Origin of the sequence: Pseudoalteromonas aliena SW19 (genome assembly GCF_014905615.1) — a bacterium.
Taxonomy (GTDB): domain Bacteria; phylum Pseudomonadota; class Gammaproteobacteria; order Enterobacterales; family Alteromonadaceae; genus Pseudoalteromonas; species Pseudoalteromonas aliena.
On sequence record NZ_AQGU01000026.1, the window covers coordinates 235,612 to 251,165 of the forward strand.

The window sequence follows — 15,554 nt, forward strand, 5'->3', positions numbered from 1 at the left end:
TCTCCTATGGCGAACAGCCAACTAAAGTACACATTAACTCAATCATTTTGAGCCATTGATATTCGAACTGAAAAATAAAGTTACCTAGCGTAGCCCAAATAATAATAAGCCCCGCCACAAGCGTTAATGGAAAGCCAATAGAAAAGATATTCAATTGTGGTGCCGCACGCGTCATAATGCCAAACGACATATTAATAACCAGCATTGCAGTTAAGGGGGCAAGCGATAGCACCAAGGCCGTGCTAAACATCCAGCCACCCCAGGTTACAATATCCCAATAATGATCAACAGCCCACCAATTACCATCAACAGGTAGCACTTCGAAACTATGGATAACCATTTGGATCATCATTAAATGACCATTAAATACAAAAAATAATAAAGTCGCTAAAATCAAATAAAATTGTCCAACAGCAGGTACACTCATACCATTGGAGGGATCAACAACTGAGGCGAAACCAAGGCCCGTTTGCATTGCTAATATTTGTCCTGCTAAAACAAATGTATTTAATAATAGCGTAGATGCAAACCCAATCGCCACACCAATCAGCAGTTGCTGGATCACAACTAAAATCATTTCAAAAGAAAATAAATTGGTAAATGTCGCAGGAGGAAGGTTAGGCAAAGCAACAAGAGTAACGACAACCGCTAACCCGACTTTTATTCGTGTGGGTACATTTTTAGCGCCTAAACCCGCCATCACCATTATCATTGAGCTTATTCGTACTAGCGGTAATAAAAAGTCACTCAACCATTGAATGATTACTGAAAATGGCAGCTCCATAGTTAGCCTGCAATTTCAGGGATGATCATGACTAATCGAGTAAAAAAGTCCATGAGTTCCTGCGTAAGCCAGTGACCTCCAACAATGAGTGCGCTGATAGTTATTAGCAAACGAGGTAAAAAGCTCAGCGTTTGTTCATTAATTGACGTTGCCGCCTGAAATACAGCAACCACCAAACCAATAATTAAACCAGGTACCACAATTGCAGAAACCAGTTTGATAACTAAAAATAGTGCATCACTCAGAATATCAACAAAAATTTCCGGTTCCATGCTGACTCCTAGTTTTGTATTTGCTTTTTATTAAGCGTATTCACGTACCTAAACCAAAGCTTTTAGCTAACGTACCCATTACTAAACTCCAGCCATCTACCAGCACAAATAGCATTATTTTAAACGGTAAAGAAACAATCATTGGCGAGAGCATCATCATACCCATGGCCATTAAAACTGAGGCGACCACTAAATCAACAATTAGGAAAGGAATAAAAAACATAAAACCGATAATAAAGGCGGTTTGCAACTCACTGGTTACAAATGCAGGTATTAATACAATTAATGGGGCTGCTTCTGGTGAATCTAATTGATCGTGCCCCGCTATTTTTGCAAATGTTTCTAAGTCTTTAAGACGAACTTGAGAAAGCATAAATGCTTTCATCGGCTCTTTAGCAAGTTCTAACGCCTCTAATGAGGTTACCTTCTCACTTAAATATGGTTCTATGGCGCGTTCATTAATTTTTTCATAAATGGGCGACATGATAAAAATACTTAAAAAAAGCGACATACCTAATAGAACTTGATTTGATGGTGTTTGCTGCAAACCAATAGCTTGGCGCAAAATAGCGAGTACAACAATAATACGTGTAAATGATGTCATCATAATTATGGCGGCGGGTATAAAGCTCAACGCCGTCATAATGGCTAAAACTTGCAATGTTACTGAGTAATCTTGCGTGCCATCTGCGTTTGTTGTAATTGTTAGCGCATCAAGGCCTTCTGCACTTGCACTGGGAACAAACACAATGGCAATAAAAATAAGTAGCCATTTTATCATAGTGTTATTTCTTTTTATTTTGATTTACTTGTGGGTTTAAAAGCTTGCCAAATCGCTTAGCGAGCTCTGGTAATTCTTTTTCTGTTAAAGGTGTTTCTAATTTATGCAAATAATTAATATTTTGTGGGGTAACACCTAGCAAATGTTGCGTATTATCTATTTCAATAACCAGTAAACGCTCTCGCGAGCCCAGTGGTAAGCTCCGAATAACTTTAAATTCATCACTATTGACTAAATTAGGATTTAGTTTTTTTACAAAATAAGCCAGTACAAGTATAAGTACTAGCACTGCAGCTAATGAAAGCACCATAGAGAGTATGTCTCCAGATGGGGCTGCGGTATCTGCGGCAGGAAAAACTGAATTTGCCAATGCAATCAAACTACTCATCGTAACTTTTTAATCCGTTCAACTTGACTAACAACATCTGTCAATCTGATACCAAATTTGTCATTAACAACAACAACTTCACCATGTGCTATCAGTGTGCCATTAACAAGTACATCAAGAGGCTCACCAGCGACTCGATCTAGTTCTACAACGGATCCTTGGTTAAGTTGCAATAAATTACGTATATTAATTTTAGAGCGCCCTACTTCCATAGAAATAGTAACGGGGATATCTAAAATCGTATCAAGTTTACGCTTTTCATCACCACTTAGCTCATGTCGTTCATCACTTAACTCATCGAGTTCAGCAACGTGTGCTTCATCCGCACTCTCTTCTGGAATTTCAGCCTCAGCTAATGCTGCTGCCCATTCATCCATAGTATCTTGGTCATCACTCATACTCTTCGCCTTTTAGTAAATTACCAGTCTAAGTCTACACCCTCAGAGAGGTGTAAATCATCTTCTAGTTCTGCTAATTCTGCATCCGAATCAATTTTCTTGCCGCCTTTAGTAAATACATGCAGCTCAGACTTAACTGAATCAGGACGTTTAATTTTTTCGCTAATTTGTAGGGCAACATTGTCGCGAGAACGACCCATCTTCGCCCTAAATGTAGGTAACTCTTCAACAAATACGGTTATGTGCTCTGGCATTTCAACCGGAATTATGTCGCCCGCTTTAAGCTCCATTATTTGTGCTAAGGTTAAATCGACTTCCAGTAATTGAGTCGATAAGCCAACCTCTACATCCATAATTTCATCACGCAGCGCTTTGCTCCAACGTAAATCGGTATCTTCAGTGTCTGATTGAACACCCGCATCCAATAGCTCTCTAATTGGCTCAAGCATTGAATAAGGAAGCGCAATATGAAAGTCGCCGCCACCGCCATCAAGCTCAATATGAAAAGAGCTAATAACAACAACCTCGGTTGGACTTACAATATTAGCCATGGCTGGATTTACTTCAGAATCCAGATACTCAAATGACACATCCATAACCGGTGCCCATGCTTCTTTATAATCTTCAAAAATTATTTTAAGTAGCATTTGTACTATACGACGTTCCGTTGGCGTAAATTCACGCCCTTCTATTTTGGCGTGATAGCGTCCATCACCACCAAAAAAGTTATCAACCAAAATAAACACAAGACGTGCTTCCATGGTGATAAGCCCAGTTCCTTTTAATGGTCTGAAACGCACCATATTTAAACTAGTAGGTACAAATAGCGTATGGACGTACTCACCAAATTTAATCATTTGAACGCCGTTGATAGACACTTCAGCAGTGCGGCGCATCATGTTAAATAAGCTAATTCGCATATGCCTTGCAAAACGTTCATTAACAATTTCGAGTGTCGGCATGCGACCACGTACGATCCGGTCTTGGGAAGAAAAGTCGTACTGAAGTGTCCCCCCTCCACCACCTTCACCGTCGTGTATATCTTCCTCTTCAACATCATCAACACCGTGTAATAGCGCATCAATTTCGTCTTGGGATAATAAATCGCTCACACTAACCCCTTATTGCATCACAAAGCCGGTAAATAACACCCGCTCTATTACTTTACTACCTTCAACATCGATTAACGCTGCTTGCACTTTTTCCAGAGCTGCAAAACGAAGTGTTTCTTTACCTGCACTTGTGCTCAACTCATCAGCGGTGGTCGTTGAAAAAATACTAAGTAGCTTTCCTTCAATAAGTGGAATATGTTTTTTTGCAGTTTCTTCATTAACACTACCACGTACCAAAAGTTGTACTTTAACTTGTACTATTCTATCTCTACTTGAACCAGGTACATTAAATACAAATGGTCTAGGCATGGCGACATATAACGCAGTCCCGACCTCAGCTGATGAACTAGCCGTATCAGCAGGAGCATCAGTGGCCGCTGCTGTCTCTTTGTTTACAGCTTCTGCAGGAGCGTCAGAACCTGACATTAAAAAGTAACCTGCAATGCCACCTACAACAAGTAAAGCGGCTGCGATGATTATTATGAGTTTCTTTTTACTTTTACCTGTTTCTTCTATTTCTAAATTAGTGTCTTCAGCCATTGTATTTCCTTTATCCGCAAAGGTATTTACTTGTTTTAACTATTATAATAGCAGCACTTAGGCATAGTAATCTATTGATGATGACGTTTGTTGTCGAGAAGTTTCAGCGCCATTGCCCACTTGTTCATCATTTTCGTCATTAACTGAATCTTTATTAGCCAATCTGCCTTGGCCATTCTCTTCGCTTTGATCTGCGCCACTGCCTGAGTCACCATAAGAAATCGTACTCTCTCCCATTTCGATACCTTGCTGCGCAAGCATTTCACGTAAACGCGGTAAAGATTGCTCTAGCGCCTCTTTTGCTTGCTGGTTTTGTACAACAAAATTTATTTGAGCTTGTTCTGCATCACTTCTAATGCGTATTTGCATACTGCCCATTTCGGGAGGATCAAGGCGTATCTCAGCTTCTTTATTGTTGATATTTAGCATAGAGCTCACACGCTCTTGAAGCAATTTTGCAGCATCACTTTTAACTATATTAATTGCCTGCATCACACCAGGATCGATACTTACCTGCTTGATTTGAGCGGTACTTTGCAATTGCTGTGATTGCAAAGCTTGCATATCCGTTATTGATTGCTCATAGCTCAACGTATCGTAACTACTCAGCGTGCTCGCTTGTCCAGAACTAAATGCATTGGTGATCTGCGTAAACAGCTGCGTAGCACGGTTGGTTAATTGCTCCACAGTATTAGCGTTGTTGCGAGAACCTTCTTTAGCATTGCCTTCTAATGGCTTGGCGAGTTCTTCGTTTTTAGCTAAGATAGCGGGTTTTGTTGATTCTTGAGTTTTATCATCAACTACAAATTTTTCGCTGTGTGTTTGAGAGTTACTGCTTGTATTTAACTTATCACTTACACCAGCAGCTATTGATTTCACTTTTAGCGGTGGTGTGAGCGCTTCATCTATTGATGCCGTTAAGTCGTTAACCATTTGTTTAAGCGAAGCTAATTCTTCACCTTGAGGTTGCACACTTTTAATATAACTATTTAACTGAGAAACCAACGCCTGCTTCTCAGCTTTTGTTAGTGCGTTAATTTCCAAATTAAAATTAGGCTTAGACTCAGGTTCAATAGATTCAGGTTCAATAGACTCACTTTCAGTTACATACTGCTCTATCATTTGCTTTAATGTCGCTACATTACTATTTGGCTTATCTAGCGATTGAATTTGCGCGTTTAATTTATCAAGCTGACTAGACGTCAAACTTTCAACTGATTTATCTAGCCCGCTCGTTGGCTTATGTTGATTAACAATGAGCTCTAATTCTTTGTTACCTTTGACTAACGCTTTTATTGGCGAGTCGACCTCTGTTAAAGCATTTTTCTCAACGGCTATTTTTATATTGCTAGCTTGTTCATCTTGCAAGTTATCAGTATTTACTTTTTGTGGTGAAATTATTATAGGTGTTACATCATCAACCGGTTTCTTATTGTTCCCTTTTAAATCAACTTCTATTTTTTCGATAGCAGAACTATATTTTTTAACCGATGTATTAATTGTTTGGGCCGAATTAATTTGAGCTAGTAGTAAATCCCCAGATAACAAAACGCCCTCATCTACTAATTCCTTATCTGTTAACTCTTTATTGGGTAAATCATTGCCCTCAACACCCTTATTCTTATCATCTTCTATATCAACAAAGATTTTATTAACCGTACTGTCATCACTCCTTTGTTGTTCAGAAGAGAGCACAACCGTGTTTTGTGAGTCTATTTGAGCGTTAACATCAGTGCTGTTAGGCTGTTCAGATGATTGTTCGGCATGATGCAATAAGCTTAAAAACCCTGAGTCTGAAGTGCTCTCTTTATCAACAGGTGTCTTATCTTGATAAGCTGAATAAGAGTCTTGCTCAGATGTTGCTAAAGTTGAAATATTATTCATTGCCATAAATCACCCATAATATGCGGCAATGCGCCACCGCACATCACCAAAAATTAAACTCTACTTAATATCCAAGCAATTAACATGCCTAACTTATAATGCTTTACGCCTTTGAAAAAACTGATTAGAAGCGAACTCATCTAGCATTTTTTGCTCATTTTTAGCAATCAACACATCTGCTTTTAATTTCTGTTTCTCAATTAATTTTGCAACCGCTTTAGCTTTAATTTGTTGCTTTAACCATATCGCTTTGCGTTGGGTTACCACTTGTTTTGCTGTATTAACGGTACTTCCTTGTTGACGTATCGCCTCTTCTATTTTTGCAATAAAAGCATGGTATTGACTAAACCCTTCACTCGATAAACCCGCTTGACCTTTTAGGTGTAGCTGCTGCGTATATTCAAGTCTAAAGTCGTTTAAACCTCTTAATTTTTGTTGATTAGCCTGCAAGTTTTGATTAGCTTGCAAGTAGCTCATTCTCAACGTTTCTTCTTTGTCGTTTTCAAGTTTAAGTAATAAGTGCAATTTATTTTTTGCCATTATGCTTGCCCTAATAATTGCGCAAGACCTTCGAGACCATCATCGTAACTAATTACATCTCGCATACCTTGTTGTAAAAAAGCATTTACTCTTGGCATCATGTTAATAGCCTGATCAAGCATTTGATCAGTTCCTTTTTGGTAGGCACCTAAAGTAATCATATCTTTATTTTGCTGGTACATGGAATACACTTGTTTAAGCACCCTCGCTTGCTGCATATGCCGCTCAGAAACCACTTGAGGCATTACACGTGAGATTGATTTTTCAATATCAATTGCAGGGTAATGACCACTGTCGGCTAAATCTCGCGACAGTACTATATGACCATCTAAAATAGCTCGAGCAGCATCTGCAATAGGATCTTGCATATCATCGCCTTCGCTCAATACCGTAAAAAAGGCGGTAATTGAACCTTGCCCTTCTCCCCCATTACCGGCTCGCTCCACCAGCGCAGGTAGCTTAGCAAATACCGATGGCGGATAGCCCTTTGTTGCAGGCGGCTCGCCAACAGCAAGCGCTATTTCACGCTGAGCCATCGCATAGCGAGTAACCGAATCGAGTAATAACAGTACATTTAAACCTTGATCACGAAAGTATTCAGCGATGGTTACGGCACTTTCACAGCCTTTTAAACGCATTAGCGGGGATGAATCAGCAGGTGCTGCTACCACTACTGAGCGTTTGCGCCCTTCAACACCGAGTATTTCTTCAATAAACTCTTTTACTTCACGACCACGCTCGCCTACAAGTCCAACCACAATGACATCAGCTTCACTGCCGCGAGTCATCATACCCAGCAGTACAGATTTACCCACACCAGAGCCTGCAAACAAACCCATTCGCTGACCTTGCCCAACGGTAATGACAGAATTTATTGCGCGCACGCCTACATCCATCGGCTGGCTTATTGGTCTTCTAGAAAGTGGATTTATTGTATTTTGCGCAAATTTTAAATGGTGTTCAGCATTAATACTACCTAGGCCATCAAGCGGACGGCCTAAGCCATCAACCACACGCCCTAGTAAGCTCATACCCACGGGGAGACCTAAATTATTGACTTGAGGAATTACACGAGCCCCAGGTAATACGCCTGAGATATGATCATTTGGCATTAAATAGAGTGTTTGGTCATTAAAACCTACTATTTCAGCATCAACAAACCCATTCAAAGTTTCTATTTTACACTGACTACCAACTGGTGCACGCAAGCCTTTTGCTTCAAGTGTAAGGCCTACAACTCGAGTTAAAATACCCGCAACAGCAGGTGTAGGGGCTTTAATGTGTTGTTGATATTGAGATAAGCGTTCGCTTAACGATGCATTTTGAGCTGACATAGCGCGCCAAAATAATAGTTATATACCACTACTATGCAAAAAACTATCCAACGTTTCTTTGACACGGGTTTTTAGTGTCATATCAAGTGATGATTGCGTTGTTTTAACTTCACAGCCACCGCGTTCGAGGCTTGGCTGCGAAATTAACTGCCAATTATTATCTGTAATTACTTGCTCACCATAACTTTCTTTGATGAAATCTAGATCATCAGGGTGCAAATGAATTTTTACTTTTTCTTGCTCTACATTAAGCGAATCAATACTTTGCTTTAGTGTATGTAAAATAATACTAGGCGACGTTTTTACCTCTTGGTAAATTAATGCTTCAGCTAGCATAACCGCTAACTGTACAAGCTGTTTTTCAGCTTGCTCATCGACTTTATTTAACGGGTTTGTTAAATTATCTAGCATCGTACGTAAATTAGTTAATTGCTCTTCAATTAGCGGCTTTACATCTTCGTGGCCTTGGGCTTTACCAAGCTCTAAGCCTTCTTTATGACCGGCTTCTTTACCCTCAGTAACACCTTTGTCAAAACCATCAATATAACCTTGCTCATGTCCTTGCTTAATTCCCTCTTCGTACGCATCTTGCCTAATTCGTTCAAGCTCAGCCATCGTAAGAGAAGGAAGTTCAGGTTCTTCTGGCTCTTCCTCTGGCATCTCTTGTGCCATTTCTTTTCTGTATAATTCTGAAAGTGGCGTACCGTAGGCTGTAGAGCGATTGCCAAAACTTTTTTCATCCGGCGCAACATCTGGTATCGGCCAATTTTTTAACAGTGCATCTGCTTCATCAGCATGCAGTGACCGTCCTTTCAATTTACTCATGGTTTACAAGAACTCCTCACCACCGCCGCCACCAAGCTGAATTTCGCCTGAGTCAGATAAACGCCTTGCTGTTGATAATATCTCTTTTTGCGCGGCTTCAACTTCACTAATTCGCACTGGTGCCATTGCTTCTAAATCATCAGCAAGCATTTCTGCCGCACGTTTAGACATATTACCCAGTATTTTTTCTTTAAGTGCGTCGTCGGTACCTTTAATCGCTTTCATTAATACATCTTGCTGTACTTCGCGCAGTATTGCTTGAATACCCCGATCATCAACATCCATTAGATTTTCAAATACAAACATCAAGTCTTGAATTTGCTGCGACATTTCTTCATCGTGCTCACGAATTGAATCCATTAACTGCCCTTCCACGTTAGTGTCTAGGTAGTTCATGATATCTGCTGCCGCTTTTAAGCCGCCCATTTTGGCCGCTTGTGCACCGGCTTGACCGGCAAATTGTTTTTCCATAATCTCATTAAGTTCTTGCAATGCAGCTGGTTGTACTTCTTCAAGATTAGCAATACGCATTGTTAAATCTAAACGTACTTTTTCAGGGAATTGAGCGAGTATTTCAGCTGATTGCTCCGGTTCTAAGTAGGATAAAACAATCGTTTGAATTTGCGGATGTTCGTTACGAATAATGTTCGCCACTTGCTTTGAGTCCATCCACTTTAATGAATCAAGACCTTTAGCGCCTGAGCCCATTACAATTTGATCAATGAGACTTGCCGCTTTATCTTCACCTAGTGCTGCAGTAAGCGCCTTCTTAATAAAGTCCTCTGATTGAAAACCTATAGTACTAAAGCTTTGAATTTGTTCTATAAATAAGTTGTGAACAGCACTTATTTTGGCTTGCGACAAGTCATCTAAACTTGCCATTGCCATACCTACTTTTTGCACTTGCTTAGGCTCAAGGTGTTTGAGTATTTGTGCGGCATCCTCTTCGGTTAAACTTAAAAGTAATATAGCCGCTTTATCTACACCATCTAGCTTATCAACATCAAATGCTGCTGGTAGTTGTTTTTGTTCTTGATCAGTCATCTTCTGTTAACCACGCTTTCACTACTTGTGATGATAGTTCTGGTTCATTGGCAACAAGGGCACGAATCGCTTTAAGTAAGTCTTCGTCACCATGCAGGTCTGGTAACTGTAGTGTACCATCGCTTGAGAAACCAATTGAAGCAGAATCAAAGTCTTTATTTAGCATATCTAGCGTACTGTCGCCAATATCAACACCTGAACTGAGTGCATCGTCATCGTAATCCTCTAACGTGTCGTCTGGATAAATTAGGCGCTTAAGCATTGGTTTAACGACAGCCATGATTAGTACAATAATAACCAAGGCACCCAGCCCTAGGCGAACCATTTTCAAGAACCAATCCTGCTCCCAAATTGGCAACTCAAGATTTAAACCGCTTTCTTCACGAACAAAAGGAACAGTAACCACTTCCAGTGCATCACCACGTTGCATATCAAAGCCTACACCACCTTGTAATAAGCGTCGAATATTTGACAATGCTTCTACAGAGCGTGGTGTCATGGTTGTTTCACCGTTTTCGCCCACTTTTGCTATATAATCAACCGCAACCGATACACTTATACGGCGTATAACACCTGTTTGTTGGCGTCTGTGTGAAATAGTCGTATCAAGCTCATAGTTGCGCGTTGCTTCTTTATGGCTGCGACTTGGTGAGCTTGCTGTACCGGCACCACCTTCAGTCACCGATTCAGGAATATCGGAATTAACTGGTGGTTGATTGGTCAGTGCACCTGGAATACCGATAGCTAAACCACCAATATTATTTTCTTCAAACGTGGTTTCACTTCGCACCGCAGGTAAATCTGGATTGTAACGCTTTTGCGTTTCTTCGACCGCACTAAAGTCCATACTCAAATCAACTTGTGCCGTATAATTTGCAAGCCCGACGATTGGAATTAAAATACTGTCTATTTTTTCAAGGTATTCTTGTTCACGCTTTCTCTCTAAATCGTATTCTTTACGCGAACGTGCTGCCAATAAACTTTGCGAACCTGAATTTAATAAGCGACCATTTTGATCTGTAACTGTCACACGTGAGGGCTCTAAACCTTGTACTGCAGAAGCAATCATGTCTACAACTGAATCGACTTCTTCTCTATCGAGTGAACGTCCACGCTTTAGTGTTAATACAACGGTAGCTGAGGGCTTTTTTTCTCTGCGAGCAAACACATTTTCCTTTGGAATAGCTAACAATACTTTAGCGCGGGTGATGTTATTAAGCTCTTCGATTGTGCGTGCTAGTTGCTGTTCGCGACCATGCTTTAAACGCTCTCGTTCAAGACGTTGGCTTACACCAAAGCCCATATCTTGCATTATAATATCTGAACCTGAAGTCGGACCTTGCTCTAGGCCTTCTCGAGTCATTAGTAATTTAATATTTTGGTATTCAGTTTCATCAACTGACACCACATTACCATCAAGTTGATAATCAATTTTTTGCGCATCTAAAAAATCAAGCGTTTGAATAAGCTCTTCAGTTTGCATTTTACCAAGCGGGCGCATATCTGGCTGACGAGCCCAAATAATGATAAATATCGCGATAGCCAAACAAATGGCCAGTGCAATAACAAGTGTTACTTGGCGTAATATATCAACACCATTTAAAGCACTTAAATAGCCCGACTTTTGTTCTTGTTGATCATCACTATCACTTTGGTCGATGCCGATATCGCCATCAGCGAGTGCCAGATCTGTAGATTGATTAGATTGCGCCACAATTATTCTCCACTACCTAGTTAAACAGGCATATTCATAATTTCTTTGTAAGCTTCAACAAGTTTATTACGAACTTGTACCGTCGCTTCAAATGCAACTGAAGACTTTTGAGAAGCAATCATTGCCTCAGCGAGTGATACACTTCGGTCGCCCATTTCAACTGCTTTTACTTTTTTACTTGTGTCTTGTTGTAGCTCATGCACTGTATTTAGCGCATTACTCAACATATCACCAAATTGTGCAGAAGATGTAGAGTTTACCTGAGTAGGTATTTTATTAAGTTGATCATTACGACCAGCTTCTAGGGCCATTGATTGCATTTCTTGAAATACAGCGCTATTTTGAATTTTCATAATTTATCTCTGACAATGCAGTTTACTATTACAGTCAATAAAGCATAAAACATGCCAAATAAATTAAACTTAAAATACAAAGGGTTAGATGGAATTTTGGTGAGTCATAGTTTTGACAACCCTAAATTCAACTGCTTGAATTTAGGGCTTAAGAAAGGTTATGCTGGAAGAGAAATACCTAGATCACGCATTTGCGCTAATTTATACCGTAAAGTACGGGGGCTAATACCCAGCGTCTCTGCCACATCTTTTCGTTTACCTTGGCAGCGTGCAAGTGTTTCTAAAATGATGCGATGCTCTTTATCTTTAAGCTCATCTTTATAACTTCCGGTCTCAGCTGCGAGTAAATCATGCTTTGGCTGATCAGCCGTTATATTTTTTTCATCATCGTTTTTCTTATCATAATAAGCTGAACTTAACGTGCTTTTTTCTTTATTTTCTGTTGAAATCTCTGATGCTTTTTCAGCTTCTAGGACCGATGTAGATGTAGCGTCCATAACAAAATTACTCGGTGCTAAATTTTCAATAAAAATAGCATGTTCGTTTATGGTGTCGCCTGTTCGTAATATAAGTGCACGCTGAATCACGTTATCAAGTTCACGAACATTACCAGGCCAGGTATGGGCCAGTAGTTTTTCTTCAGCTACTTTATCCAAATAAGCCATCGGCTCTTTGCTTTTAGTTATATGACGTTCAATTAAATGCTTAGCTAATATAACAATATCACCTGGGCGCTGACACAATGGTCTCCACATTAATGGAAAAACATTGAGGCGATAATATAGATCTTCTCTAAATTGATTTTTAGCAACCGCTTCTTTTAAATCGCGGTTACTGGTTGCTAATACTCGCACATCAAGCTGAATTGTTTTACGACCGCCTAAACGCTCAACTTCACGCTCTTGTAACACGCGCAGTAGTTTAGCTTGTAAAGCTAAATCCATTTCGGTAATTTCATCAAGTAAAATCGTACCACCTTGAGCTTGTTCAAATTTTCCTGGACACGCCTGGATTGCACCTGTAAATGCGCCCTTTTCGTAGCCAAACAAAGTGGCTTCAAGCATATTTTCAGGAATAGCTGCACAGTTAATAGCAACAAATGGTTCATTACAGCGATTTGATTTATCGTGAATATAACGTGCTAAAACCTCTTTACCAGACCCGCTTGGTCCAAGCACCATAACACTGGCTTCAGAACGTGCAACTTTACTGGCAAGTTCTAATAGCTGAATACTGGTTGGATCGGCAACAATAGGACCGTCTGTCTCTTTTGGTTTTTCGGGTAAATAGCGACTCACCATGTTCAATAGCACCTCTGGTGCAAATGGTTTTGCCATGTAATCAATAGCCCCTAAGCGCATTGCTTCCACGGCATCATCAATTGTGGCATAAGCTGTCATCATTAAAACAGGTAAGTCTGGATGATTTAATTTTATACTGCGAAGTAAATCTAGGCCGCTCATTGCACCCATTTGTACATCACTCACCACCAATGAAAATGACTCTTTTTTTAGCAATAACATAGCTTGCTCAGCGCTATTCGCTGCTACGCAGTCAATACCTGACATTTCAAGTGTATCAATTAAGGCTTCTCGTAGCCCTGCATCATCTTCTACAACTAAAATAGTATTACTCATAATGATTCCTCTAATTTAGATGATGTACGAATTGGCAAAAGCAAACTAAAGCAAGCCCCACCGTGTGTATTATTATCAACTTCAACACGTCCTTGGTGTGCATGAGCGACAGAACTAACCACAGCTAAACCTAAACCCGTGCCTTGGCTTTTAGTCGTAAAAAAGGGTTCAAATATTTTATCGGCTTTCCCTAAATCAATACCAGGGCCGTTATCGCTGACACTAATACGCACAAAGTCATGATCTTTTCTATCCGTCGATGCGCTCAAATGAACCTTGGCACCTGCCCCAATCACTTGAATACTGTTGTGTATTAAATTTTGTATAGCGCTGGCAATTGCTGTTTTATTACCCGTGATCTGTATGTCAGGCTCGGGTAAGCTAACGTCTAGCTCGCTTTCATTTAGCGTAACCATTACATCGGCTCCTACTTTTACTTCACTAAGTAGCTGCTGCATGGATACTTGCTCTACAACATGCTGTTCACCACTTTTAGCGAATAACAACATGTCGTTTACTTGGGTTTCTAAATCCTTTAATCGCGACATCAACTTAGTTTGGAAGGTATCACGAGAGGCTTCTGGTAAGCGCTTTGACCCTAAATTAGCAGCGTAAAGCATGGCCGCAGACAATGGCGTTCGCACTTGATGCGCCAATGATGCCACCATTTTACCTAGCGCACTCAATCGTTGCATATGAGCAACACGCTTTTGTAAACGGCGCGTTTCTGTTAAATCTGTCATTAAAATAAGTTGCCCCGGCTCTGGAGCTAATGCGGTGATGTCGAGCTTAATTAATCGACCATCCTTTAAAGAGACTTCATGACCATCATCTTGGTGCGGTCTAAAAGAGCGTTGGATAACATTAAACCACTTTTCACCTTCAAGCGGCTCACCTAACATATCCATAGCAATTTGATTCGCTTTAGCAATTAACCCTTTGCCATCGAGTACCACGACACCCGCAGGCATGGTATCAACCAAATGTGAAAGCCAACTCGCCTGCTTACGCAGATCACTTAATTCCCCAACATACTCCTCTTGAAGTAAACATGGGTTATACTGATTTGCAGAAATAAACAGTGGTTTTAGCACAGTAGCAAGGGCCATAATCAAATCTCTAATTGATGTCTATATAGAGCTAAATGCACAATTTGTACCAAAGTTTTATTTTATAATTTTCATCGTGTTACATAAAATAATGCGCGACATAAAAATGACGCCTACAAATAAAGAGTGACTAATGACTGAACAAAAGAAGTGCCGATGTCCATGGTTAGATACCACTAAACCTGACTATGTGGCCTATCATGATCAAGAGTGGGGCGTGCCGCTTTATAACGATCAAACACTATTTGAATTTATCACACTTGAATCAGCACAGGCGGGGTTGAGTTGGTATACCATTTTAAAAAAACGTGATGGATATAAAAAAGCATTTGCTAATTTTGATGTAGAAAAAGTAGCTTCATTCACACCCGAAGACATAGAACGCTTAATGCTTAATAAAGACATTGTACGAAATCGTTTAAAAATCGCAGCGACTGTTAATAATGCAAAGCGCTTTATTGAGATACAAAAAGAGTTTGCTAGTTTTAGCAATTACCAATGGCAATTTGTAAGTAATAAGCCGCTGGTGAGTCAGTTAAATAATATTGATGATTACCCTGCAATTACAGAGGAATCTACTGCATTTGCTAAAGATTTAAAAAAACGTGGATTTAAATTTTTAGGACCAACAACGGTATACGCTTATATGCAAGCTTGCGGCATGGTTAACGATCACAGTAATGATTGCTTTAGAAAAAATGAAATAATTTCAGAGTATTAGAACCTATTTAGTTGTCCTAAAGTATTTTTATACTATATTAAAATTTAACTCACTAACTTACAGCAACCTCAATAAAAACGCTTCAATGAATTTAATACGAAAGGAAGTGACCCTTTTA

General features: G+C 39.9%; 17 protein-coding genes. 1 reads left to right on the forward strand and 16 read right to left on the reverse strand.

Going from position 1 to position 15,554, the window contains the following annotated elements:
• Positions 1-4: 4 nt before the first annotated feature.
• The 16 genes from fliR to PALI_RS12380 all read right to left on the reverse strand — a co-directional run bounded on the left by fliR (position 5) and on the right by PALI_RS12380 (position 14,715).
• Entirely contained in the window at positions 5-784 is a 780-nt protein-coding gene (fliR, locus tag PALI_RS12305) for a flagellar biosynthetic protein FliR (RefSeq protein ID WP_138585393.1), read from the reverse strand.
• A gap of 2 nt (positions 785-786) precedes the next feature.
• Positions 787-1,056, reverse strand: coding sequence for a flagellar biosynthesis protein FliQ (gene fliQ, locus PALI_RS12310; RefSeq protein ID WP_077537252.1), 270 nt, complete (start codon positions 1,054-1,056; stop codon positions 787-789).
• 40 nt (positions 1,057-1,096) lie between these two features.
• Entirely contained in the window at positions 1,097-1,837 is a 741-nt protein-coding gene (gene fliP, locus PALI_RS12315; RefSeq protein ID WP_182700927.1) for a flagellar type III secretion system pore protein FliP, read from the reverse strand.
• A gap of 4 nt (positions 1,838-1,841) precedes the next feature.
• Complete coding sequence (gene fliO / locus PALI_RS12320; protein WP_077537250.1) at positions 1,842-2,225, reverse strand: flagellar biosynthetic protein FliO; 384 nt, start codon at positions 2,223-2,225, stop codon at positions 1,842-1,844.
• Entirely contained in the window at positions 2,222-2,623 is a 402-nt protein-coding gene (gene fliN, locus PALI_RS12325) for a flagellar motor switch protein FliN (RefSeq protein WP_138585394.1), read from the reverse strand. The genes fliO and fliN overlap by 4 nt, the downstream gene beginning before the upstream one ends.
• A gap of 20 nt (positions 2,624-2,643) precedes the next feature.
• On the reverse strand, positions 2,644-3,735 hold the full coding sequence (gene fliM / locus PALI_RS12330) for a flagellar motor switch protein FliM (protein ID WP_077537248.1): 1,092 nt from the start codon (positions 3,733-3,735) through the stop codon (positions 2,644-2,646).
• Positions 3,736-3,744: 9 nt separating this feature from the next.
• The gene (gene fliL, locus PALI_RS12335; RefSeq protein ID WP_138585395.1) at positions 3,745-4,275 is read right to left on the reverse strand and encodes a flagellar basal body-associated protein FliL; all 531 of its coding nucleotides are present in this window, start codon (positions 4,273-4,275) and stop codon (positions 3,745-3,747) included.
• Positions 4,276-4,332: 57 nt separating this feature from the next.
• On the reverse strand, positions 4,333-6,165 hold the full coding sequence (locus PALI_RS12340; RefSeq protein WP_226894548.1) for a flagellar hook-length control protein FliK: 1,833 nt from the start codon (positions 6,163-6,165) through the stop codon (positions 4,333-4,335).
• Between the two features lie 87 nt (positions 6,166-6,252).
• Positions 6,253-6,699, reverse strand: coding sequence for a flagellar export protein FliJ (gene fliJ / locus PALI_RS12345; RefSeq protein ID WP_077537245.1), 447 nt, complete (start codon positions 6,697-6,699; stop codon positions 6,253-6,255).
• Positions 6,699-8,033: a flagellar protein export ATPase FliI gene (gene fliI, locus PALI_RS12350; RefSeq protein WP_193156032.1), complete on the reverse strand. Its 1,335-nt coding sequence runs from the start codon at positions 8,031-8,033 to the stop codon at positions 6,699-6,701. The genes fliJ and fliI overlap by 1 nt, the downstream gene beginning before the upstream one ends.
• Before the next feature lie 18 nt (positions 8,034-8,051).
• A complete protein-coding gene (fliH, locus tag PALI_RS12355) occupies positions 8,052-8,858 on the reverse strand; it encodes a flagellar assembly protein FliH (RefSeq protein ID WP_193156033.1) in 807 nt (268 codons plus the stop codon).
• A 3-nt stretch (positions 8,859-8,861) separates the two neighbouring features.
• A complete protein-coding gene (gene fliG / locus PALI_RS12360; RefSeq protein ID WP_182700931.1) occupies positions 8,862-9,902 on the reverse strand; it encodes a flagellar motor switch protein FliG in 1,041 nt (346 codons plus the stop codon).
• Positions 9,895-11,616, reverse strand: coding sequence for a flagellar basal-body MS-ring/collar protein FliF (gene fliF, locus PALI_RS12365; RefSeq protein WP_077537241.1), 1,722 nt, complete (start codon positions 11,614-11,616; stop codon positions 9,895-9,897). Before fliF ends, fliG begins: the two co-directional genes overlap by 8 nt.
• 20 nt (positions 11,617-11,636) lie before the next feature.
• Complete coding sequence (gene fliE, locus PALI_RS12370) at positions 11,637-11,969, reverse strand: flagellar hook-basal body complex protein FliE (protein ID WP_077537240.1); 333 nt, start codon at positions 11,967-11,969, stop codon at positions 11,637-11,639.
• Positions 11,970-12,127: 158 nt separating this feature from the next.
• Positions 12,128-13,606, reverse strand: coding sequence for a sigma-54-dependent transcriptional regulator (locus PALI_RS12375; protein ID WP_193156034.1), 1,479 nt, complete (start codon positions 13,604-13,606; stop codon positions 12,128-12,130).
• Positions 13,603-14,715, reverse strand: coding sequence for a sensor histidine kinase (locus PALI_RS12380; RefSeq protein WP_193156035.1), 1,113 nt, complete (start codon positions 14,713-14,715; stop codon positions 13,603-13,605). Before PALI_RS12380 ends, PALI_RS12375 begins: the two co-directional genes overlap by 4 nt.
• A 133-nt stretch (positions 14,716-14,848) precedes the next feature.
• On the opposite strand from PALI_RS12380, the gene PALI_RS12385 reads away from it, so the two are divergent.
• Positions 14,849-15,436 carry a DNA-3-methyladenine glycosylase I gene (locus PALI_RS12385; RefSeq protein WP_193156036.1) on the forward strand — a complete coding sequence of 196 codons (588 nt, stop codon included), beginning with the start codon at positions 14,849-14,851 and terminating at the stop codon, positions 15,434-15,436.
• The last annotated feature ends 118 nt before the right edge of the window (positions 15,437-15,554 follow it).